Origin of the sequence: Pseudomonas sp. PDM18 (assembly GCF_014852585.1) — a bacterium.
Lineage (GTDB): Bacteria > Pseudomonadota > Gammaproteobacteria > Pseudomonadales > Pseudomonadaceae > Pseudomonas.
Genome location: NZ_JACVBX010000006.1, coordinates 245,864 through 267,172 on the forward strand (window position 1 = coordinate 245,864; position 21,309 = coordinate 267,172).

At 65.7% G+C, this 21,309-nt stretch carries 19 protein-coding genes; 6 read left to right on the forward strand and 13 right to left on the reverse strand.

The window, feature by feature from the left end; genetic code table 11:
• Positions 1–97 precede the first annotated feature (97 nt).
• The 3 genes from IB274_RS14845 (at position 98) to IB274_RS14855 (ending at position 3,775) form a co-directional block, all read left to right on the forward strand.
• On the forward strand, positions 98–1,363 hold the full coding sequence (locus tag IB274_RS14845; RefSeq protein ID WP_192432695.1) for a carbohydrate porin: 1,266 nt from the start codon (positions 98–100) through the stop codon (positions 1,361–1,363).
• A gap of 148 nt (positions 1,364–1,511) precedes the next feature.
• On the forward strand, positions 1,512–1,844 hold the full coding sequence (locus tag IB274_RS14850) for a hypothetical protein (protein ID WP_192432696.1): 333 nt from the start codon (positions 1,512–1,514) through the stop codon (positions 1,842–1,844).
• 359 nt (positions 1,845–2,203) lie between these two features.
• Positions 2,204–3,775 (forward strand): diguanylate cyclase, encoded by a 1,572-nt coding sequence (locus IB274_RS14855; RefSeq protein WP_192432697.1) that lies wholly within the window; start codon positions 2,204–2,206, stop codon positions 3,773–3,775.
• On the opposite strand, the gene IB274_RS29840 is transcribed toward IB274_RS14855, so the two are convergent.
• Genes IB274_RS29840 through IB274_RS14880 form a run of 5 tightly spaced genes read right to left on the reverse strand, consistent with a single transcriptional unit; the run spans position 3,772 to position 8,583 of the window.
• A complete protein-coding gene (locus IB274_RS29840; RefSeq protein WP_192432698.1) occupies positions 3,772–4,668 on the reverse strand; it encodes a LysR family transcriptional regulator in 897 nt (298 codons plus the stop codon). The two genes, IB274_RS14855 and IB274_RS29840, sit on opposite strands and share 4 nt — an antisense overlap.
• A gap of 2 nt (positions 4,669–4,670) precedes the next feature.
• Positions 4,671–4,991: a DUF202 domain-containing protein gene (locus tag IB274_RS14865; protein ID WP_192432699.1), complete on the reverse strand. Its 321-nt coding sequence runs from the start codon at positions 4,989–4,991 to the stop codon at positions 4,671–4,673.
• Positions 4,988–5,353 (reverse strand): YidH family protein, encoded by a 366-nt coding sequence (locus tag IB274_RS14870; RefSeq protein WP_192432700.1) that lies wholly within the window; start codon positions 5,351–5,353, stop codon positions 4,988–4,990. The genes IB274_RS14865 and IB274_RS14870 overlap by 4 nt, the downstream gene beginning before the upstream one ends.
• Before the next feature lie 13 nt (positions 5,354–5,366).
• A complete protein-coding gene (locus IB274_RS14875; protein ID WP_192432701.1) occupies positions 5,367–6,719 on the reverse strand; it encodes a DUF1329 domain-containing protein in 1,353 nt (450 codons plus the stop codon).
• Positions 6,720–6,732: 13 nt separating this feature from the next.
• Entirely contained in the window at positions 6,733–8,583 is a 1,851-nt protein-coding gene (locus tag IB274_RS14880; protein WP_192432702.1) for a DUF1302 domain-containing protein, read from the reverse strand.
• Between the two features lie 294 nt (positions 8,584–8,877).
• On the opposite strand from IB274_RS14880, the gene IB274_RS14885 reads away from it, so the two are divergent.
• Positions 8,878–9,825: a LysR family transcriptional regulator gene (locus IB274_RS14885; RefSeq protein ID WP_192432703.1), complete on the forward strand. Its 948-nt coding sequence runs from the start codon at positions 8,878–8,880 to the stop codon at positions 9,823–9,825.
• 21 nt (positions 9,826–9,846) lie between these two features.
• Here the strand turns inward: IB274_RS14885 and IB274_RS14890 are convergent, their stop codons facing one another.
• The 4 genes from IB274_RS14890 to IB274_RS14905 form a co-directional block, all read right to left on the reverse strand.
• Positions 9,847–11,133, reverse strand: a complete 1,287-nt coding sequence (locus tag IB274_RS14890) for an MFS transporter (RefSeq protein ID WP_192432704.1) — start codon at positions 11,131–11,133, stop codon at positions 9,847–9,849.
• Positions 11,134–11,182: 49 nt separating this feature from the next.
• On the reverse strand, positions 11,183–12,385 hold the full coding sequence (locus IB274_RS14895; RefSeq protein WP_192432705.1) for an acyl-CoA dehydrogenase family protein: 1,203 nt from the start codon (positions 12,383–12,385) through the stop codon (positions 11,183–11,185).
• 4 nt (positions 12,386–12,389) lie between these two features.
• On the reverse strand, positions 12,390–13,937 hold the full coding sequence (locus IB274_RS14900; RefSeq protein WP_192432706.1) for an AMP-binding protein: 1,548 nt from the start codon (positions 13,935–13,937) through the stop codon (positions 12,390–12,392).
• Between the two features lie 125 nt (positions 13,938–14,062).
• Complete coding sequence (locus IB274_RS14905) at positions 14,063–14,275, reverse strand: PLDc N-terminal domain-containing protein (RefSeq protein ID WP_192432707.1); 213 nt, start codon at positions 14,273–14,275, stop codon at positions 14,063–14,065.
• Between the two features lie 265 nt (positions 14,276–14,540).
• On the opposite strand from IB274_RS14905, the gene IB274_RS14910 reads away from it, so the two are divergent.
• Both IB274_RS14910 and IB274_RS14915 read left to right on the forward strand, forming a co-directional pair.
• Positions 14,541–14,885: a hypothetical protein gene (locus IB274_RS14910; RefSeq protein WP_192432708.1), complete on the forward strand. Its 345-nt coding sequence runs from the start codon at positions 14,541–14,543 to the stop codon at positions 14,883–14,885.
• A gap of 46 nt (positions 14,886–14,931) precedes the next feature.
• The gene (locus IB274_RS14915) at positions 14,932–15,543 is read left to right on the forward strand and encodes a Yip1 family protein (RefSeq protein WP_192432709.1); all 612 of its coding nucleotides are present in this window, start codon (positions 14,932–14,934) and stop codon (positions 15,541–15,543) included.
• A gap of 42 nt (positions 15,544–15,585) precedes the next feature.
• On the opposite strand, the gene IB274_RS14920 is transcribed toward IB274_RS14915, so the two are convergent.
• The 4 genes from IB274_RS14920 to IB274_RS14935 form a co-directional block, all read right to left on the reverse strand.
• Complete coding sequence (locus IB274_RS14920; protein WP_192432710.1) at positions 15,586–15,726, reverse strand: hypothetical protein; 141 nt, start codon at positions 15,724–15,726, stop codon at positions 15,586–15,588.
• Positions 15,727–15,792: 66 nt separating this feature from the next.
• Positions 15,793–17,748: a PAS domain-containing sensor histidine kinase gene (locus IB274_RS14925; protein ID WP_192432711.1), complete on the reverse strand. Its 1,956-nt coding sequence runs from the start codon at positions 17,746–17,748 to the stop codon at positions 15,793–15,795.
• Positions 17,749–18,019: 271 nt separating this feature from the next.
• A complete protein-coding gene (locus tag IB274_RS14930; protein WP_192432712.1) occupies positions 18,020–19,378 on the reverse strand; it encodes a DUF1329 domain-containing protein in 1,359 nt (452 codons plus the stop codon).
• 27 nt (positions 19,379–19,405) lie between these two features.
• Positions 19,406–21,259, reverse strand: coding sequence for a DUF1302 domain-containing protein (locus tag IB274_RS14935; RefSeq protein ID WP_192432713.1), 1,854 nt, complete (start codon positions 21,257–21,259; stop codon positions 19,406–19,408).
• Positions 21,260–21,309: the final 50 nt, after the last annotated feature.

Below are 21,309 nucleotides of genomic sequence, written 5' to 3' on the forward strand. Positions count from 1 at the left end.
CTGACGATCCCATCGCGCCCGCCTCGTGCGGGCGCCTCCTTCCGGCGCGGCACTACCACCGCGCCTTTTTTTATTCGCTTCACGTTCAGGAAATCCCATGCGCACTTCCCTTCGCCTCACGCCCGGCCTGCTGCTGTGCATCGCCTCGCTGCCCGCGCTGGCCGAAGAAGGCCTGCTCGAAAGACCGACCATGACCGGCGACTGGGGCGGCCTGCGCCACCAGCTGGAACAGGACGGCGTCAAGTTCACCGGCGACTACAGCGGCGAGACCGCCTACAACGCCCACGGCGGCCTGCATCGCTCGGCGCGCTATTCGCAGAACATCAAGCTGGGCGTGCAGTTCGACCTGTCGAAACTCTATGGCCTGGACAACGGCGGCAAGGTCCAGCTGACCATCAACGACCGTCGCGGCAACAGCGCCTCGGAAGACCTGGTGGGCAACCGCCTGCCGGTGCAGGAAAACTACGGCGGCCTCTACACCCGTCTGACCGAGCTGAGCTACGAGCGCGACCTGAGCCAGGCGCTGAACCTCAAGCTCGGCTACATGGCCATGGGCAACGACGTCGGCGGACTGGACAGCGGCATCCTCTGCAACTTCATGAACGCCGGCTTCTGCGGCCACCCGCTGAACATGTCCGGCGGCAGCGGCTGGACCAACTATCCCAACGCGCATCTGGGCGCACGGGTGAAGTACAGCTTCGCGCCGGACTGGCAACTGCGCATCGCCGCCTTCAACGTCGACCCGGAAAGCAACGGCAACTCCAGCCGCGCCTGGCACCTCACCCCCAAGCACACCACCGGCACCGTGGTACCCATCGAGCTGATCTACAAACCTCAGGGCGAGCTGCCCGGCGAGTACAAACTGGGCTGGTACTACGACAGCTCCGACGTGCAGCGCATCGGCAGCGACAAGCAGGAGTCCGGCCGCAGCGGTCATTACCTGCTGGTTGACCAGGCTGTGTGGAACGACCCGACCTCCATGGGGCGCAGCCTGCACGTCTTCGGCCAGGCCTCGGCCGCCAGCAGCGCCGCCTCGCCCTTCACCAAGTGGTATGGCGCCGGCGTCGTGCTCTACAAACCCTTTGAAGGCCGACCGAAGGACAGCCTCGCGCTGGGTTACGGCCGCGCCGTGCCCAACCCGCGCAGCCGCGAAGTGCAGGAAAACAACGCCCTTGCCAACGGCCAGGACTATCCGAATCTGGACAGCGGCGAGCAACTCATCGAATTGAGCTACGGCTACCAGGCCACGCCCTGGCTCATCCTGCGCCCGGACCTGCAATACGTCATCGAGCCGGGCGCATTCTCCGGCCAGGACATCGACAACAGCCTGCTGCTCGGCCTGCAGGTCAAGGCAACGTTCTGAGAAAGGCCACGCCTGAGACAAATTGATACAGTAACCCCATGATTCATAGGACTTTTCCTATACAAATAGAACGCCCGTACTCCTAAACTGATCTGTCACCCTGCGGGAACACCCGCAGGACGTTGACACCGGTTATATGGAGCTACACATGCCCGGTTGGTATGAAATCAAGGAACTCAGCAGCGGCAACCGTCGCGTTCTGCTCAAGAACACTGCCCACGGTACTCTGCTGGAAACTCTCGCTTACCCGACACAGGAGGCAGCCGAGCAGGCCATCAACAGCCTCCGCAGCTCCTGTGCGGCCGTCGAGCGCTACAAGCGCCAGATGTCCCCCGGCGGCAAGAATTTCTTCGTGATCCGCGATAACACCGGTGCAGAACTGCTGACCAGCAAGCTGTACGACTCCGAGGCAACGCGCGAACAGGCGATCGCAACGATCGCCCAGGCCGGCCTCAGCACCGAGCTGCGCAAGCACGCTTGAGTGACGAGTGAATGAAAGAGCCCCGCGCAATGCGGGGCTTTTTTTATGGCCGCTCGATCTGTTCGCCGGTTGGTTTGGCAGCTTGCTCGCGAACTCGCCCGATGCAGGACTACCTCATCGTAGGGCGCATAACCCCCAAGGCGTTATCCGCCCTACGGACATGGCTCATGCAACGGCATCAACACGGCCGGCGCCCGCCTGCCGCACCACCTTCGATGTGACGCGGGCCGCAAGCCTGCCTATCCTTAACCTCGCCCCGTCGCGGATCGGCGGGTAGGCTGCACGTCTTTCACCAGCGCCGGCGCTTACATGGCTCAGACCCCGCCCCTACGAACACGCCCTACTCCGCAGGCCAGCCCATGAAGCGCTGGAGCCGCAAACCGCTGACCCTGCGGATGCTGATACTGGTCTTCGTGCTGCTCGCCGCGCTGGCCACCCTCGGTAATAGCCTGGTGGTCGCCTACAACGTGCAACGCACCGCGCTGATCCACTCGACGCTGGAGGCCAACCGCGCCTACGCCGCCAAGGTGGCGTCGAGCATCAGCGAATTCCTCGGCTCCGCGCGGCGCAACCTGGCCTACAGCTCCGGGATACTCGCCAACCATTTTCACGAGCCACCGGTACTGCATGCAGAGGCAATGCGCCTGCAGGCGCAGGATACCTTCTTCAACTCCATCGTCATCGTCGACGCCAGCGGCAAGGTCCTGCAGGCCTACCCCGATTCGCTGCAGATAGTCGGCACCACGCTACGCTCGGAGGCGGTCCAGGAAGCCCTGCGCCTGAAACGGCCGACAATCAGCCAGGCCTATGAATCCATCGCCGGCAACCTGGTGGTGCTCATTTCACAGCCGATCACCAGCCCCAGCGGCGAGTATCTGGGGCTGATCGGTGGTTCGGTGTACATCTTGAAGCCCAGCGTGCTGCACAGCATCATCGGCAGCCACTTCCAGCAGGAAGGCACCTTCGCCTTCGTTGCCGACGCCAACCGCCGCCTGCTGCACCACCCGGACCGCCAGAGGGTCGGCGAGATCGTCAAACGCAGCACCACGATCGAAGCCGCCCTGCGCGGCGAGAGCGGCGCCTTGGAGGTGACCAACTACAAGGGCGTCCCCATGCTCGCCGGATTCGCCCCGGTACCCGACGCCAACTGGGCGGTAGTCGCCCAACAGCCACGCGACCTCAGCCTGTCTCCATTGCACCTGCTGATGAAGGACATGTTCCTCGGCCTGATCCCCGCCAGCCTGCTCGGCGTGCTGGCGATCTGGGCCGGCACCCTGCTGATCACGCGGCCGCTGCGTCAGCTGGCGCAGAGCGCCGAACAGCTGTCGAATCCGGAAACTCCCCGCGAACTGCAGGGTATCAACACCTGGTACCGTGAGGCCGCGGCGATCCGTAAGGCGCTGCTGACCGGCGTCGGGCTGATGCAGCAGAAGCTTGGCCAACTGAGCCAGGAGGCGCAGAGCGACGCCCTCACCGGCCTGGCCAATCGCCGCGCGCTGGGCGTGGCGCTAGATGCGCTGGAGCAGTCCGGGCTGGCCTACTCGGTGCTGGCGGTGGACATCGACCATTTCAAGCGGGTCAACGACACTTGGGGCCACGATGCCGGCGACGAAGCCCTTCGCCGTATCGCAGCGGTGTTGCGCGATTATTCCCGCGCCGGCGACCTGGCCTGCCGCGCCGGCGGCGAAGAGTTCGTCCTGCTGCTGCCGCAGGCTTCCCTGGAAACCGCCGCCGGCATCGCCGAGCGCATTCGCGCAACGGTGGCCGTGACGCAGATTCCCGAGGTGGGCCTGCTCACCCTATCGGTCGGCGTAGCCGAACTCGGTCCGCTGGCGCAGACCCCGGATGCGGTGCTCAAGCTGGCTGACAAGCGTCTTTACAGCGCCAAGCAAAGCGGCCGTAACCGCGTGATCAGCAGCGACCAGCCCTAGGCGACTGGATCCCGGCTCGTCAAGGTGTCGACCAGCGCACGTGCCAGAGCGTTGATGCGCCCGCCATCGCCCAGACCGGGGGCGATGTAGAGGGCCACCGGAAATGCCACCGGCTCGCCCAGCGGCAACGCCTGGCTGCTCAGGCCGAGCAGGCGGGCCATGCGCGCCGGCAACGTCACCCCCAGCGGATGACGATCAAGCATCAGTCGCGCAGCCAGGGCGCTCTGTACGCGACAGGCAATGTTCCGTCGCAGCCCGCGCAATCCCAACTGCAGGTCGACCGGACAGAGGCCGCCGCGACGCGCCGAGACCTGGATCTGCGGTTGCTGCAGGTACTCGGCGAGGGTTTCCGGCACTTGCTCCAGCGCCCCGCCATGCGCGAAGACGTAGTGATCCGCCGGGACCGTGATGCGCTCGATGCCATAACCGAACGGCACCACCTGATCGATGTCCAGCAGGATGTCCAATTGGCCGCCGCGCAGTTCGTCGAAGGCCACGCGGCGTTGTGGCTGGTAGAAAGTCACCCGCCAGCCTTCGCCGAGCCGCGTCAAGGCCGTGTCGAGGAACAGCGGCAGCAGGCAGTCGATGCAGCTGACCCGCAGTTCCGGCGCGGACGGCTCACGTCCCGGCACGTGGCGCCAGCCTTCGCGCAGGCTCTCGAAGGCCAGGCGCACGTGATCGGCCAGGCGGTGCGCTGCCACGGTGGGCGTCACGCCCAGGTGGCTCTTGATGAACAGCGGGTCGCCGCAGTGCTTGCGCAGGCGGCTCAGGGCGTTGCTCACTGCCGGCTGGCTGAGCCCCATCAAGCGCGCGGCGCGGGTGATGCTGCGCTTCTGGTAGATGGCGTCAAACACCGACAGCAGGTTCAGGTCGAGGTCGTACAGGTCGTGCATGTTCAGAAGTCGTCGTGCAGCAGGATCAGGCCGAGCAGCAAGCCGGCGGTCAGCATCAGCGCCAGGCACAGGCAGGCCACGGCGCGACCATTACCGCCACGGCACACACCAGCGAGCGCCAGGCAACTGCGCCGGTAGTGGCCGCCCTGCCCGACCAGGCAGACCAGCGCGCAACTCACCAGCAGCGCCGCGGGTATCAGCGCCAGCGCAGACAATTCGCCGATCCGCCGCAGCACCAGCGCCGCCAACACCAGCAGCACCAGCAGGGTCCGCGTCCAGGCCAGCGTGGTGCGCTCGGCCTGCAATCCCTTGTCGCGGCTCATCGCTGGTAGCCGATCAGCCCGGCAGCCAGCACCACGCAGGCCAGCGCCAACAGCGGCACCAACAAAGGCACCGGCAAGGGCCGCCCCTGGCGCAGCGCGCGCTCCACGCTAAGCCAGCGCAACCCGGCTGTTCCCGCCGTGAACAGGCCGAGGCCGGCCAGCACCAGCGCGAGGAAGGTCCGTGCGGCACCCGCCAGCGCTGAGTCTGCGAAGGCATCCACGGCGATGGCGCCGGCCAACAGCGCCATGGAGGTGCGAATCCAGGCTAGAAAGGTGCGCTCGTTGGCCAGGGTGAAACGCGGGTCCGGCTCCTGACCGCCGCCCAGCAGGCGGTCGGCCAGGCGGCTGCGGCCGCTGCTCATTGCCGCTGCCCCATCAGCGGATACCCAGGCCGCGCAGGGCGCCCGGCGAGTAGTCCGACGTGGTAGCACGGAAGCCGAAGTCATAGCCGCGCGGCTGCTCGTTGCTCATGTTCGAAGCGATGTAGCGGCCGGCCTGCAGGTCATAGAACACCTGCGCGGCGGACAGCAGCACCTGGGCATCCGGGCGGTAGAAGGTGTGGTTCTCGCCGATCCGCCAGAGCTCGCCACGGCTGTCGTACTGGTCGTTCTCGACCACCGTCCAGCTGTCCTCGTCGAGGTAGAAGCGGCGCTTGGAGTAGATGTGCCGTGCGCCGGGCTTCAGGGTTGCCTCCACTTCCCAGACGCGGTGCAGCTCGTAGCGGGTCGGCGCAGCGTCGATCACGCCGGGCTTGAGGAAGTCCGCGTACTTCAGGCTCGGCGAGGCCAGGCGGTAGCTGTTGTAGGGGATGTACAACTCCTTCTTGCCGATCAGCTTCCAGTCGTAGCGATCCGGCGCGCCGTTGTACATGTCGCGGCTGTCGGCGGTGCGCAGGCCGGCGGTCGTCGGCCCGGCAGCGTCGTAGGCGTTGTCCGGGGCGCGGCGTACGCGGCGCTGGCCGGAGCTGTAGACCCAGGACAGGCGCGGCTGCTTCACCTGGTCCAGCGTCTCATGGACCAGCACCACCTCGCCCACCTGACGCGAGGGCGCGGTGATGCGGTGGCTGTAATAGAACAACATGTTGTCCACCTTGCCCGGCTCATAGTTGCTCACCTGGTCGGCCATGGTGAAGCGCTGTTCGGTGGTGGTGATCACGTAGTCGCCGCCGGCCTGGGGCGCCGCGCTGTCGTTGACCGACAGCAGGCTGCCGCCGCGGTAGCGGGTGATGTGGTTCCAGATCGCTTCCAGGCCGTTCTGCGGGATCGGGAAGGCCACCGCGCCGTGGAAGCCCTCGATGCCGTTGCCTTCGTTGACCAGTTTCGCGCCGGTGGCGTTCTGCGCCACCCAGCCCTTCACCTGCTCGGAGACGCCCACGCTGCGGTGGCTCGGGTACACCGGCAGCCTGTACTGGCCGGGGTAGCGCTTGAGCAGCGCAATCTGGCCCGCCGTGAGGTTGGCCTGGTATTGCTGGTAGTTGCCCGAATCGATGGTGAACAGCGGCTGGTCACCGGCGTAAGGGTCGGCCGGCGTACCGTTGCGCTGGATCTTCAAGCCATCGCCGGACAGCCCGCCCTGCCAGGCCGGGACCTTGCCGTCGGCGCTGGCGGCGCGTTCGGCGCCCATGGGGGTCAGGCTGTCTTGCAGCTTGGCAGCCTCCCCGGCCGGCACGGCGGCATGCGCGCCGTGGGCGAGGAGGATCGCGGAGAACAGGCAGTAAATGCGTTTCAAGGGGCAGGCTCCGTCAGAAGTTGATGCCGACCGACAGCGAGACGAAATCGCGGTCGCCGCGGTTGCCGTAGTCGCCATCGAAATAGTTGGTGTAGGAAATGCCGGCGGTGTAGGTGCTGTTGAAGTCCGCATCCAGCGAGACGCCGACCGCCTTGGAGCCCTCGTTGAAACCCGAGACCTCCGCCGGGGCGTAGCCCTTCACATCGTGGGACCAGGAGAGGCCGGGCTTGAGGTCGATACCGGCGATGGCGTTGGCGTAGCTCCAGATCGCCCGGGCGCGGTAGCCCCAGGAGAAGGACGTAACGAAGCCTTCGTTGTTGCAGTTTTCCGGCGTGGCCGAGTTGGCGATGCACACCGCGTTGTTGGCCAACTCGCCCGAACCGAAGGTGCTGTTGCGCCCGTAGCGCGGGCCGCCGTTGCCCTCCAGGCCGCCAACGAAGGTGGCGCCCACCTCGCCCACCAGCACCAATTGGTCCGCGCCCATGACCTGGCTGATCGTCTGGGTGGCGGTCATCTGCGCCTGAGTCACTTCCTTGCGGCGGTAGCCGTCGGTGGCGTTGCTGTCGGCGTAGGCCACGACGCCACTGTCGTACAAGGGCGTGCGTGACGGATCGCCCAGGCCGGACTGGATCAGGTCCGGGCCGTTGAACTGCAGCGGCAGGTTCGGCCGGTAGCTGATCTCGCCCTGCAGAGCGGTGCCGCTGGCCAGCGTGGTGGCGAAGGTCAGGCCGTACAGGCGGATGTCTTCGGGGTACTCGACGAAATAGCTGGAAGTGCCCATGCGCAGCGCGTCGGTCAGCGTCTTGCCGGCACTGCTGCTCATCAAGCCGTTGCAGGCCGCCCCGGACAGACCGAGGTTGCCGCACAGTTGCGGGACGAAACTGGTATTGGTCAGGTACGGGCTGCTGATCGAGCCAGTGTACGGCAGGCGGCTGTGGTAGTTGGCCGCATAGGCGCCGAACTCGGTGTCCAAAGCCGGCACGAACCAGTGCAGCGACAGGCCCCACTGGCCGCTGTTGCGCGCGTCCTGGTCGGCGGCGCGCTGCAGGCGGATGCCTTCGCTGGTCAGGTCGACGCCGAACGGCGACAGCGCGCGCACGGCAGCGGCGTTGCCCTGCAGGTTCCTGCCGACATCCAGGCCGGAGCAGCCTTCGGGGATATAGTCGTTGCTGGAAAAGAAGGTGCCGCAGTTGTCCAGGTTGGTCTGTTCCCAGTCCAGCTGGTAGAAAAAGTCCGTCGAGAGGTTCTCGCTGAGGTTCTGGGTGACGTAGAACAGGTTCACCGGCACCAGCGCGTCCTTCACCTCCGAGCCCGGCCGGCGGATGGCCGACAGGTTGGTCGGGTTGACCACGTTCAGGCCGCCCTGGATGAAGGTGCTCTCGCCCCAGTTCACCACCTGCTTGCCCAGGCGCACGGAGCCCGGCTCATCGGCGATCTGGAAGTTGTGGTAGACGAAGGCGTCGAGCAGCTCGAAGCCGGCGGACTTGTTGGCGTTCTTGCGGCCGTTGTCCTCGACGTCCTTGAAGCGCTGGCTCTCGTCGCGCAGGGCGTAGTCGTACCAGTAGCTGCCGCGCAGGAATACGCCACTGTCGTTGTACTTCAGCTCCAGGTCGTGGCGACCCTTGAAGATTTTCGAGAAGACGTCGCCGGTTCGATAGTTGCGCCGGCCGTCATCGCCCGAGGCGCTGCGCATAAGGCGCTGTTCCGGGTTGTGGGTCGACATGCTGGCACCCAGCGACAGCGCAGAGTCGAGCTGACCCTGGATTTCCCCGATCTCGAAGTTGTAACCCCAGGCGGAATGGCAGGCGCAAGTTGCGACCAATAGCCATGAGCCTCGCACCATGATGCGAACTTTCGGCGTCATCACTCTTATCCTCTTTATTCTTGTTCGAGCGATCTTCAGGCAATAGCGAGCCTTCCTCGAAATCACTTTAAGTGACGTGAAGTTTCGAGCATATGCATCTGAATTTAATGAATATTTTTAATCTATAAATTGCTCTTCCGATGAACTTCCAGAAGACTTGGCAGATTGTTGACTTATCGTTACCGGCCCTTGATTTGCGTGGACAGGCCGATACTAAATAGCCCTTTCTGGACGAACAAATATCGTCTTCAGATGGGCCCCATAACAAACCGGCATGGCCGGAAAGGCACGACGATGACCCTCAAGCAGTTGCGTTACCTGATCGCCATCGCCGAGGCCGGCAGCTTCTCCGCCGCCGCCCGCAAGGCCTATATCGCCCAGCCGGCGCTGAGCCGGCAGATCGGCATGCTGGAGAGCGAACTGGAGGTGCAACTGCTGCTGCGCCAGCACGACGGCGTGGACCTCACCGACGCCGGCCGTCGCCTCTACGAAGTGGCGCGCTCGGTGGTGCAGAAGATCGATTCGGTGAAGGACGAGTTGGTTTCCAGCCGGGGCGATCCGCGCGGAAGGGTATCCGTGGCAATCCCGGTGACCACCTCCGCCCTGCTGCTGCCGGCGATCATCCAGCGCGTGCAGGAGCGTTTCCCCGGCATCGACCTGGTGGTGCGCGACGGCCTGAGCAAGGAAGGCGGCGAGGCCATCGAGCTGGGCAAGGTGGATTTCGGCATCGTGCCCAATGCCGAGGAGCTGGAAGGTGTGATCGCCGAGCCGATCTTCGTCGAACAGCTCTACTGGGTCGGACAGATGCAACTGGCCAGCACGGGGGACACCATCACCCTGGCCGAGGCGCTCAGCCAGCCGCTGGTGATGCCGCCACGAGGCATGCATCTGCGCCGGCGTATCGAGCAGGCGGCCATGGCGGCCGGCCTGGAACTGAACGTGAAGTACGAGCAGCAGTCCGCCTATGGCATTACCGGCCTGGTGGTCAGCGGGCTGGCGGCGTCCATCAGCAACTGGCCGCCCATCGAGGTCGGTTCGCAATCCCTGGCGCGGCGCATCGTCGAGCCGCAGATCGAACGCACCATTTCCATCGCCCACTCGGCGCACAAGCCGCTGAGCTTCGCGGCATCCTGTGTGCACGATCTGGTGCGCGAGCTGCTGGTGGAAGTGGTGGGCAACGGAACGTGGAAAGGCGAGCTGATCGAGCGCTCGCCTCTGCCGGCGGTCAATCTCGTCGATTGACCGCTTTCTCAACGCTGCCTATCAGCTGGCCGTGGCCAGCTCAGCGGACAGTTGGGCCCGCGATCGCTGCGGGCGCAGCCAGGCCAGACCGACCAGCCCCGCCACCACCAGCAGCACGCCACTGACCGCGAAGCCATGAGCGTAGCCGGCGCCGTCCAGCCCGCCGGAGCGTTGCACCAGGAAACCGGTGACGATGGGTGCGCTCAGCCCCGCCAGTGAGGAGAAGGCGTTGCCGATGGCAAGGATGCTGCCGCGCTGGGCGGTGGGCGTGACTTCCGCCAGCATCGCCGGGCCTACCGAGTACATCACCAGCGCGAGGCCGCCGCTGAGGGTCATGTAGGTCATGCGCAGGACCACCGGCAAGTCCGCCAGCAGGCTGATCGATAACACGCCGCTGGTCATCAGGCAGGCGGAGACGAACACCCCCCGCGCCACCCGCGATGACAGGCCGGCGCGCAGCATGCGTTGCGACAGCCATGCCATGAACAGGCTCAGCGGCATGGTCACCAGCACGAACAGGCCGAACAGCCGCCCGGCGTTCATCCCGCTCAGGCCCAGGCCGCTTTCCAGGTAGGCCGGCACCCAGGTCAGGGTCAGCGCCAGCGACCAGTTGGCGGCGAAGTGGCAGAAGTAGTTGGCCAGCACCGTGCTGTCGCCCAGCAGGCGGCGATACGGCAGGCGCTCGCCACCCGGCTGGCCCTGGCGAACCTCGCCCAGCCGGCCTTCCTGGCCGAAGAAGAACCAGGCCGCGCACCAGACCGCACCGAGAATCGCCAGGATGGCGAAGTTGCTGCGCCAGCCGTAGTGGGTGCTGACCCAGGGGATCATCAGCCCGGCGATCAGCAGACCCATCGCGCTGCCCGAGTGCAGCAGCGCCACCGGCAGGCTACGGCGCTCGTCGGGGAACCACTTGTACAGCGCGTGGGTGGCGACCGGCGAAGCCGGCCCCTCGCCCACGCCCAGCAGCATCCGGCAGGCTACCAGCGTCCATAGCGAAGTGGCATAGAGCATCGGCAACTGCACCAGCGCCCAGAAGGCGCCCATGCCCAGCAGCATCCAGCGGGTGGAGCGGCGATTGGCGAGGAAGCCGCCGACCACCGCGGAGATGGAGAACAGCCAGTGCAGGCTGCCACCGACCAGACCGAATTCGGCCGGGGTCAGGTTCAACTCCTTCATCATCGGCACCGCGACCAGTCCGGTGACCACCTTGTCGAGGAAGTTCACCAGCATCATCGCCGCCAGCAGGAAGGCGACCGTCCAGGCCTGGCGAGGCTGGTAGGCATGATTTGGGGCGTAAGAGTCGTGCATGTCGCTTGTCTCTCTCTTGTTATTGTCGAGCGCGCTCGCAGCCACCCGCTCAATCGGGCATCAGGATGCCCTTGGCGATGGTGTTGCGCTGGATTTCGCTGGTCCCGGTGAGGATGCGCATCATACGGGTCGCGCGGAACAGCCACTCCACCGGATGTCCGTTGATCAATCCGGCGCCGCCGTGCACCTGCACCGCGCGGTCGGCGATGCGGAAGGCGGTCTCCGAGCTGAACACCTTGCACATCGACGACTGGGTGCGTATGTCGCCGCCCCCGTCATAGCTGGCCGCGGTGGCGTACATCATGCTGCGCGCGGCATACAGCTCGGTGGCCATGTCGGCGATCATGTGGCTGACCGCCTGGAACATGCCGATAGGCCGGCCGAACTGCACCCGCGTGCGGGCGTAATCCACCGACAGGTTCAGCGCCAGCTCGGCCATGCCGAGCATGGTCGCGCAATGCAGCAGGCGATTCAGGGTGATGCGCCCCATGGCCAGCTTGAAGCCCTTGCCCTCCTCGCCGATGCGGTGCGCCAGCGGCACTTTCACCCCTTCGAGGATGATGTCGCCGTGGGTGCCGGGGCCGGACATGGCCTGGTAGTCGGAGACCACCCTGGCGCCGGGAGCGGCGAGATCGACGAAGAACGCCGAGATGCCTTCCGCGCCCTTGCCCGGCCCGGTCACCGCCAGCAGCACGGCGAAGTCCGCGTAGGGCGCGCCGGAGATGTAGCGCTTGGCACCGTCCAGCACGTAGTGGTCGCCCTCCAGGCGCGCGCTGGTCTTGATCGCCGTGGCGTCGGAGCCGGCCTCGGCCTCGGTCAGCGCGAAGCACACGGCCTTCTCGGCGCGGCACACCGGGCGCAGGAAATGCTCGATCTGCTCTTCGCTAGCCACGCGGAACAGGTGGCCGACGCGCGGCGGGCCGCTCAGCTCGCCCAGCACGTGGGCGGCCAACACCGCACCGCTGCTGGCGGCGGCTTCCTTCACTGCGCACAGGTCGGCGATGCCCAAGCCGGCGCCGCCCAGTTCCTCGGGCAGCATGATGTTGTAGAAGCCGCGCTCGCAGGAACGCTTCCACAGGTTGCGCAGCAGCTCGCGCGGGTGCTTCTCGCCGAAGCGGATGCCCTCGCGCTGCTCCAGCGGCAGCAGCTCCTCACGCAGGAAGCCGCGCAGGTCGTCGATGATCGCTTGCGCCTTGGCGCTGGGCTGGATGCCCGGATAGCTCGATTGCACAGGGTTCGATTGCATGCTCATGTCCTCAGATCCGCCGATCCTGGTTCTGCCAGTAGGGCTCGCGCACCAGGCGGCGCACGACCTTGCCGTTGGGGTTCTTGGGCAGTTCGCGGACGAAATCCACACTGCGCGGCTTCTTGAAGCCGGCCAACTGTGCGGCGCACAGCTCGATGATCCGCGCCTCGTCCAACTGCATGCCGGGCTTGAGCACCACCACTGCCTTGATCGCCTCGCCCCACTGCTCGTCGGGCACGCCGACCACCGCCGCCTCGAAGATTTCCGGCAGGCTGTAGAGCACTTGCTCCACCTCGGTCGGGTAGATGTTGAAGCCGCCGGAAATGATCATTTCCTTCTTGCGGTCGACGATGAACACGTAGCCGTGCTCATCCACCGTGGCGAGGTCGCCGGTGAGGTAGTAGCCATCGCGCATGACCTCGGCGGTCAGCTCCGGCGCCTGCCAGTAGCCCTGCATGATGTCCGGCCCGCGCACGACGATCTCGCCGATCTCGCCGGCCTTCACGTCCTCGAAGTCTTCGTTGACCACCCGCAGGTCGGTGTCGAAGTAGCAGCGCCCGCAGGAGGCCAGGCGCCTGGGGTCTTCCAGGGCGGCAATGTGGTCCTGCTCGGTGAGCACGGTGACCAGCGAACAGGTCTCGCCGGCGCCGTAACCCTGGGCGAGTATCGGCCCGAACACCTGCATGGCCCGCCGCACCAGCGCCGGAGCCATTGGAGCGGCGCCGTACATCACCAGGCGCAGGCTGCTCAGGTCGTAGGTTTCCACGCCGGGGAAGTTCACCAGGCGATTGATCATCGCCGGCACCAGGAACAACCGCGTAACGCGCTCGCGCTGGATGGTCTCCAGCAGCAGGCGGTCGTCGTAGCGCTCCACCAGCAGGTTGCAGGCACCAGCGGCGAGCAACGGCATGACCTGCATGCCACTGGCATGAGTAATGGGGCCGACGTGGGCCATCACATCGCCGGGGCCGGAACGGCCCGTGGGGCTGGCGATGCTCTTGCGCACCAGCGCCTTGCGGTTGCCGACGCTGAGCATGGCGGCCTTGAGCACGCCGGAGCTGCCGGAGGTGTAGTGCAGCACGGCCAGTGCGTCATCCGCCGGGTCGCAACTGATGTGCGCCTCCGAGCCACGCTCAAGCACTTGCATGTAAGGCACGTCAGCGCCCGCGTCAGCCAGAGGGACGATCATTTTCAGGTCCGGCAGTTCGGCGCGATGCTGGTCGATCAGTTGAGCGAAGGCCGCATCGGCGATCACCGCCTGGCTCCGTGAATCCTTCAGTACGCTCAACACTTCATCGGGAGCCAGGCGCGCATTGATCGGCACCTTGACCATGGCGTTCTTGTAGAGCGCGACTTCCGCCTCCACCAGTTCGACGCGGTTGAGCGCCAGGATCGCCACGTGGGCGCCCTGCTCCAGCCCCAGCGCGAGCAGGCCGGAGGCCAGGCGGTTGGTGCGGCGTTCGAGGTCGGCGAAGGTGATGCGTTGGCGGGAGTCGACCACGGCTTCGCGGTCAGGCCAGTAAAGCGCGCTACGGCGCAGGATTTTACCCAGGTCCACTTGTTGTTCTCGTTGTCAGGGGAGACGAACGAGATGCTAAGAGCCGGGTGCCGGACCCGGCCAATACCATAGGTCGATGCCGGCCATGCCGGAATGCGATGGGTCATGCCAATGGAGCCGGTGAGCTAGTCCAGCGGCGGCTCCTGGGCGAGGCCACGGGGCCCGGCAATTCCCCAGATAACCAGCCCGACCATCGGGAAGATCACGATCAGCAGCGACCACAAGGCCTTGGCATTCACGTCCTTGTCGCTGCGGAAGATGCTGACGATGGCCCACAGGCCCAACAGCACGATGATGATCGCCACGGCGATCCAGAACCACGAAGCGAGCGTGGACATGGCAGGTCTCCTTTCTATGACGGGCAATGGCCTATGACAGGCAATGGCTGCCCTGTCCTACGACTGGCCGCGTGCCTTGCGCAAAGGTTCATTCCGCCGGACGAGACGTGTGCACAGACCGTTCGTCCCTGGCAGCGAACACCGGACCTGTTACACCGGTCATCCGCATAGGCGACACAACAACAGATGTCGCCCGCTGCCAGCGTTCATGGCCAGCCGTTCACGTTGACCACTCACGCTTGACCAGACACGCGAGGTGCCCCCGATGGGCTGGAACGATCATCAGGATGTCGAGCGCTCGGAGGCCCTGCGCCGGCTGCTCGAAGAAGGTGCCCTGGAAGCCGACAGCCGCCAGGAAATACTTGCCCGCTACATCCTCAACCACGGCTTCGCGGCGCTGTCCGAGGCACAGCAACAGGAATTCCACGATGAACTTCTCCCGCTACTCAATCGCCGAGACCGCAGCGAAGGGCTGATGCCCCAGGGCGACCTCGACCCGGCCATCGCCGATCCGCCCATCAACGATCCTGGCAACGAAGACCCCGGCTCCCTCATCGAAGTGGAAGTCGCCGAGGGCCTGCGCCCAGGGCACCGCTCCAGCCGCGATTGAGCCCGGACAGGGTGAACATCCAAACCACAGGCCCGAGGAGGACGACATGAGCTTTCCCCTGACCCATTTCTTTTCCCACCCGGAGCAGGCCTGGCACGAACTGCGTGAGAACACCGAGCGGCATCCGGCCAGCTACCTGCCGTTCTGGTTGCTGATGCCGCTGATCCCGGCGGTGTGCCTGTTCATAGGCACCACCCAGGTCGGCTGGCGCCTGCCCGGCAACGAGCAGACCCAGTACCTCAGTTTGTCCAGCGGCGCGCTGCTTGGCTTCTGGTGCTATGTCGGCCTGGTCGCCGGGATCGTCATCATCGCCTACCTCACGCGCTGGGTGCTGTTCCGCACCGAGGTGCGGCCCAACGTCAACCACAGCATGGGCTTCTCCACCGCCGTGGCCCTGCCGCTGATGCTCGCCGGCATCGCCGCGCTGCTGCCCTCACGCTGGCTGCTGATCCTCGCTGCCGGGGCAGCCGCGGCCTATTCCGGCTGGCTGCTGTTCATCGGCCTGCCGATCTACATGCGCCTGACCCAGCGCAGCGCGGCGTTCTATGCCGGCTGCATCCTCGGCCTCGGCTTACTGGCATTGCTGACGACGGCATTCGCCTTCCTGGAGATGTGGGGGCAGACAATGGCGGGGGCCGGGGAATATCTGCAGGAGTAGGCCAGCACTCCTGCAGAGTGACTCGCTCGCGTCCGGGTTCGGTCATTGCTCCGGCCGCGGCACAGGTTCTTCCGGGGGTTGCTGCATCGGTACTTCCTCGGGGAAATCCTCGGGAATCTGGCTCTCACGGTCCGGCGGAGCTTCCTGGGGTTCCGGGCGCTGGGCTTGGTGATGGGCGTACATGGCGAGTCCTCCGGACAGATGGCAGTCACCATTGGGCTGCACCAGCGTCACGGAGGTTCGCTTTTTCTACCCGGCGCGCGTCACCTGCTGCAACAATGCCAGCAATTGCTCGCGGTCGAACGGTTTGGGCAAACGCAGCACCGCGTCGGCCACACTGTCCAGCCGTCCGGCGTAACCGGTGGTAAGTACACAGGTCAACGCAGGGTAAGACTGGCGCACCTGCTGGATCAGCAGCATGCCGTCCATGTCCGGCATGGCAAAGTCGGTGATCATCAAGTCGAACTCCGACTGCTCCAGCAGGTGCAGCGCCGCCCGCGCCGAGTCGGCCCGCGCAGGCTGGCAACCGAGGTCCGCCAGCAACGCACTGGTGCCGGTCAGCACCAGGGCATCGTCGTCCACCACCAGCACCCGCAGTCCCAGCGGCTCGGTCAGTTCGACCGAGGCACCATCCGCCGGCACTTCATCGCTCACGCCAGGTTCCGCCTCGGCCGTCACCTTGACCGCCGGTAACCAGACTTCCGCCGTGGTCCCCTGCCCCGGTGTGCTGCGCAGCAGCAGCGCCCCACCCTGCTGCTGGGCGAGGCCGTGGACGATGGACAGGCCCAAGCCGGTGCCCTTGCCGGTCGGTTTGGTGGTGAAGAACGGCTCGGCGGCGCGGCGCAGGGTGTCCTCGTCCATGCCCTGCCCTGAGTCGGTGACGGCCAGGCACACGTAGTCCCCCGCCGCCAGCTTGCCGCTCTGGCGCGGCCCGACCTGGGCATTGCGCGCCGAGAAGGTGATGCTGCCACCGCCAGGCATGGCGTCGCGGGCGTTGGTGGCGAGGTTGATGATCGCCAGCTCCAGCTGGTTCTGGTCACTCATCACGCAGTCCAGCTGAAGCGGAAAGCGCGTCTCCAGGCTTATGGTCGGGCCCAGGGAGCTGACCAGCAGCTCGCTCATGTCCTGCAGCAGCGCCGGCAGCTGGATCGGCTGCGGGAACAGCCGTTGCTTGCGGGCGAAGGCCAGCATCCGCTGGGTCAACTGGGCGCCGCGCCGGGTAGCCTCCAGCGCATTGCGCCAGATGGCCTGGACCTTCTCGTTGTCCTTCGGCAGCTGCCGTTCAAGCAACTGCAGGCCGCCGAGAATCACCGTCAGCAGGTTGTTGAAGTCGTGGGCAACGCCGCCGGTGAGCTGGCCGAGGGACTCCATCTTCTGCGACTGAATCAGCTCGTCGCGGGCGCGCTCCAGCTCTTCCTGGACGCGGCGCTTGTCGGTGATGTCGCGGGTGATCTTGGCAAAGCCCAGCAGCTTGCCACTGTCGTCGAACACCGGGTCGATGACGATGTTGGCCCAGAAGCGCGAGCCGTCCTTGCGCATCTGTAGGCGCTCTTCCTCGTAGCGCCCTTCAGCCAGCGCGGTGCTCAGGCTGGCCTCGGGAACGCCATCCTGGCGATCCTCGTCGCTGTAGAAACTGTCGAAGTGACGGCCGATCACTTCCTCGGGATGGTAGCCCTTGATCCGCTGGGCACCGGAGTTCCAGCTGGTGACGTGCCCCTCGGGATCGAGCATGTACAGCGCGTAATCGGTAACGCCGTTGACCAGCAGGCGGAACTGCTGCTCGCTGCGGCGCAGAGCCTGCTCGGTTTCGTGCTGCTCGGTGCGGTCGCGGGTGATCTTGGCGAAGCCCAGCAGCTCGCCGGAGGAATCACGGATGGCGTCGATCACCACGTGTGCCCAGAACGATCTGCCATCGCGGTGCAGGCGCCAGCCCTCGCTCTCGAAGCGCCCGACCCGAGCGGCCTCGCCCAGTGCCAGCTCGGGCAACCCGGCTTCGCGGTCAGCGGGGGTGTAGAAACGCGAGAAGTGCTCGCCGAGGATCTCATCAGCGGCATAGCCTTTGAGGCGCTGCGCCCCGGAGCTCCAGCTGCTGACGCGGCCATCGGGGTCGAGCATGTAGATGGCGTAGTCGGTCACCGCCTCGACCAGCAGGCGGTAGCGTGCATCTTCGACGAGTTGGGCGGTGCTGGCGATCTTATCGGGCATGGATTAGGGGCTCCCTCGGCTCATTGAGCAAAGCACAGGCTCAGCCATCCTACCCCGGCTGCCGCCGGATGGCGCCGCAGGAAAGAATCTCTGCCCCCTGCGCGCTTGTGCCCGTCCGCCAGCGTGGACTCAGGCTGCTCACCGGTGCGGCGTACTGTCCCCGCGAAACCGGCTCAAGGCTTGCGCTCATGGTGACAGTCGCAAAAAAAAGCGGCCCGAAGGCCGCTGATAAACACATCGGAGCGCCGGTGAGCGCCAGTCAAGCCCGCCGTCAGCGGATGCCGGTGGCGCGCAAGGCGTTGGGGGTGAAGTCGTTGCTGCTGGACTGCACCGCGAAGTCGTAGCTGCTCTTCTCCTCGTTGCGCAGGCCGGACACCGTGTAGCGGCCGGACAGCACGTCATAGTGGGTTTCCGCCGTCAGCCAGGTGAACTGCTGGTCGTAGAACGGCCGCGCATGGCCCTCGGATACGCGCCAGAGGCTGCCACGGCCGTCGTAGGCGTCCGCCTCGGCGATCTGCCAGCTGTCCTCGTCGATGTAAAGGTCACGCTTGCTGTAGATGTGCCGCTGGCCCGGCTTCAGGGTCGCCACGACGTGCCACACGCGATGCAGCTCATAGCGGGTGTGGTCCGGGTTCAGGTGGCCGGGCTTGACGATGTCGTCGTATTTCAGCGATGGCGAGTCGAGCGCGAAGCTGTTGTAGGGGATGTACAGCTCCTTCTTGCCCACCAGTTTCCAGTCGTAGCGATCCGGCGCGCCGTTGAACATGTCGAAGTCGTCGTAAGTACGCATGCCTTCCGCGCCGGGGCTGTCGTAGCCCACCTGCGGAGCGCGGCGCACGCGGCGCTGGCCGGCGTTGTACATCCACGCCATGCGCGGTTCCTTGACCTGGTCGATGGTCTCCAGCACCAGCATCACGCTGCCCGCGCGACGCGGCGGCGAGAGAATTTCCTGGCGGAAGTAGTAGAGGATGTTGTCCATCTTCGCCGGGTCGTAGTCCTTGAGCCCGAACGGGAAGGCGAATTGTTCCTTCATGTAGCTGATGGTGTAGGCGCCATTGGTCTGCGGGTTCATCTGCGCGGTGGTGCGCAGCATCGCATTGCCACGGTAGCGGGTGACGTGGTTCCAGATCACTTCCAGGCCGTTCTGCGGGATCGGGAATGGCACAGTCATGCTGAAATTGGTCAGCCCGTTGCCACCTTCGGCCAGCGACGTGGCGGTGGCGTTCTTCTTCGCCGCGTCGATCACCGCCTGCGGGTAGCTGGCGCTGCGATGGCTGGGGTAGACCGGGATGCGATAGGTCTCGGGGAAGCGCTGGAACATCGCCAGTTGCCCCGGGGTGAGCTTGTCCTGGTACTGCTGAGCGTTCTGCGCGGTGATGGTGATCAGCGGCTTGTCCGCGGCATAGGGGTCGGCGAGGAAGCCGCCGGCGTCGGCCTTGCCGGCGTTCAACGCCAGGCCGCCGGTCCAGGCCGGGATGCTACCGTCGGCATTACCCGCTTTCTCGGCGCCAATCGGGGTGAGTTCGTTGCCCAGGCGCGCGGCCTGGTCGGCACCGACCGCGGCCATCACCTGCCCGGCGAGCAGGCTCAGTGTCAGGCAGCCAGCCTGCAACCATTGCTTGTTGTTCATGCTTTTACCTCAGGGGACTGGCGAGCGTCAGAAGCTGACGCCCAGGCTGACGGCGAGGAAATCGCGGTCGGTGTTGACGTTGTAATCACCGCCGAAGTAGTCGGTGTAACTGATGCTGGCGGTGTAGCGGGTCAGGTATTCGGCATCGAGGCCGACGCTGACTGACTTGTCACCCTCGTTGAAGGTCGGGCCGTAGCCCTGCACGTCGTGAGAGAACGCCAGGTTCGGACGCAGCGAGACGCCGCCGATCAGATCGTTGTATTCCAGGCCCGCGCGCACGCGGTAGCCCCAGGAGTTCTGGGTATAGAAGCCCTTGTCGTCGCACTGGCCGGGGTTGGCGGTGTTCACCACCCTCTGGCAGATCGCGTTGCCCGACAGCCCCAGCAGCGCCGAAGAGCCGGCACTGGCCAGCTCGCCGTTGCCGTACACGCTGCTGCGTCCGAAGCGCAGGTCGGAGCCGTCGGTGGAGCCCAGGTCGGCGATATGGCTGAATCCGATCTCGCCCACCAGCGTCAGTCGCTCGGCGCCGATTAGTTCGATCTGGTCGAAGGTGTTGGTGAAGGTCATCTGCGCCTGGGTGAACGGCTTGCGCTCGTAACCCTGGATCAGCGAGCCGTAGGCCGAGTCGGCCCAGCCGCTGGAGAAGATCGGCAGGCCGCCGTTGACCAGCGGGCTGGTCGCCGCGGAGCCGAGGGTGGCGGCGCCGGAGACGTCGCTGGAATTGATGCCCAGCGGCATGTTCGGCCGGTAGCTGATCTCGCCCTGTACCGCGGTGCTGCCCCAGGTGGTGTTGAAGCCCAGGCCGTAAAGGCGGATGTCCTCGGGGTAGTCCAGGTACCAGCGCGCGGTGCTCACGCCGCCCTGCCCGATCAGCCCGCCGACCGGGTCGGCCAGCGCGCCCTTGCCCACCACCCAGTTACTGGTCGGCGTGCGGCTGTGGTAGTTCATCGCATAGGCGGAGAACTCGGTGTCGTTGTACATCCAGCGCAGCGCCACGCCGAACTGGCCGCCGTCGCGGGCGTCGTGGTCCTTGCCACGCGGTACGTAGCCATAGCCACCCTTGATACCGGTGCCGTCGATGTCACGGTCGAAGTCGCTGCCGTTCACCGCCATGTTGATGTCGCAGCCCTTGGCCGCCACGTCGCTGCCGAAGAAGGTGCCGCAGTTGTCCGGCACGGTCTTCTCCCACTCCAGCTGGTAGAAGGCCTCCATGGACAGGGTGTCGGTGAGCCCCTGGTTGAAATACAGCATGCTCACCGGGATCAGCGCTTCCTTCACCTCGGAACCGGGGCGGCGCAGCGCGGCGACGTCCGCCGGGTTGATCGAGTTGATGCCGTTCTGGATGAAGGTGCTCTCGCCCCAGCTCACCACCTGGCGGCCCACGCGCACGGTACCCGGCCGGTCCTGCAGTTCGTAGTTGTGGTAGAGGAAGGCGTCGAGCAGCTCGGCGCCGGAGGACTGGGCGGCGGTATCGCGACCGCTGTCGTCGATGTCATAGAGCGGACGGTGTTCGTCCTTCAGTTCGAAGTCGTACCAGTACTTGCCACGCAGGAACAGGCCACTGTCGCCGTACTTCAGCTCCAGGTCGTGCAGGCCCTTGAAGATCTTGGAGAAGGTCTCGCCGCGCTTGAAGTTCAGCCGACCGTCATCGGAGGTCTGGCTGGATGCCGTGCCGCCGTTGCGGGTGCCGATGAATTTCTTGTCCGGGCTGTCCATCGCCCAGCTCGCGCCGATGGACAGGGTCGAGTCGAAGCGACCCTCGATTTCCCCCACGTTGAAGCTCACTGCCTGAGCCGAAGATGCCCCGCCAAGGGCCATGCTGGTAGCCAGCGCCAGCGCGTGCGGCTTGAAGCCTGCGGCGCCGGTTATTGTTTTTTTCATGCTGCTCTCCGCCTGGATCGTGCTGGTCACGGCAAGCCGTGCCACCCCTG

Excerpts from the sequence above, each read along its gene's own strand:
- IB274_RS14845 (WP_192432695.1), top strand. The coding sequence starts at position 98 with ATGCGCACTTCCCTTCGCCTCACGCCCGGCCTGCTGCTGTGCATCGCC.
- IB274_RS14850 (WP_192432696.1), top strand. The coding sequence starts at position 1,512 with ATGCCCGGTTGGTATGAAATCAAGGAACTCAGCAGCGGCAACCGTCGC.
- IB274_RS14855 (WP_192432697.1), top strand. The coding sequence starts at position 2,204 with ATGAAGCGCTGGAGCCGCAAACCGCTGACCCTGCGGATGCTGATACTG.
- IB274_RS29840 (WP_192432698.1), bottom strand. The coding sequence starts at position 4,668 with ATGCACGACCTGTACGACCTCGACCTGAACCTGCTGTCGGTGTTTGAC.
- IB274_RS14865 (WP_192432699.1), bottom strand. The coding sequence starts at position 4,991 with ATGAGCCGCGACAAGGGATTGCAGGCCGAGCGCACCACGCTGGCCTGG.
- IB274_RS14870 (WP_192432700.1), bottom strand. The coding sequence starts at position 5,353 with ATGAGCAGCGGCCGCAGCCGCCTGGCCGACCGCCTGCTGGGCGGCGGT.
- IB274_RS14880 (WP_192432702.1), bottom strand. The coding sequence starts at position 8,583 with ATGACGCCGAAAGTTCGCATCATGGTGCGAGGCTCATGGCTATTGGTC.
- IB274_RS14885 (WP_192432703.1), top strand. The coding sequence starts at position 8,878 with ATGACCCTCAAGCAGTTGCGTTACCTGATCGCCATCGCCGAGGCCGGC.
- IB274_RS14890 (WP_192432704.1), bottom strand. The coding sequence starts at position 11,133 with ATGCACGACTCTTACGCCCCAAATCATGCCTACCAGCCTCGCCAGGCC.
- IB274_RS14895 (WP_192432705.1), bottom strand. The coding sequence starts at position 12,385 with ATGAGCATGCAATCGAACCCTGTGCAATCGAGCTATCCGGGCATCCAG.
- IB274_RS14905 (WP_192432707.1), bottom strand. The coding sequence starts at position 14,275 with ATGTCCACGCTCGCTTCGTGGTTCTGGATCGCCGTGGCGATCATCATC.
- IB274_RS14910 (WP_192432708.1), top strand. The coding sequence starts at position 14,541 with ATGGGCTGGAACGATCATCAGGATGTCGAGCGCTCGGAGGCCCTGCGC.
- IB274_RS14915 (WP_192432709.1), top strand. The coding sequence starts at position 14,932 with ATGAGCTTTCCCCTGACCCATTTCTTTTCCCACCCGGAGCAGGCCTGG.
- IB274_RS14920 (WP_192432710.1), bottom strand. The coding sequence starts at position 15,726 with ATGTACGCCCATCACCAAGCCCAGCGCCCGGAACCCCAGGAAGCTCCG.
- IB274_RS14925 (WP_192432711.1), bottom strand. The coding sequence starts at position 17,748 with ATGCCCGATAAGATCGCCAGCACCGCCCAACTCGTCGAAGATGCACGC.
- IB274_RS14930 (WP_192432712.1), bottom strand. The coding sequence starts at position 19,378 with ATGAACAACAAGCAATGGTTGCAGGCTGGCTGCCTGACACTGAGCCTG.
- IB274_RS14935 (WP_192432713.1), bottom strand. The coding sequence starts at position 21,259 with ATGAAAAAAACAATAACCGGCGCCGCAGGCTTCAAGCCGCACGCGCTG.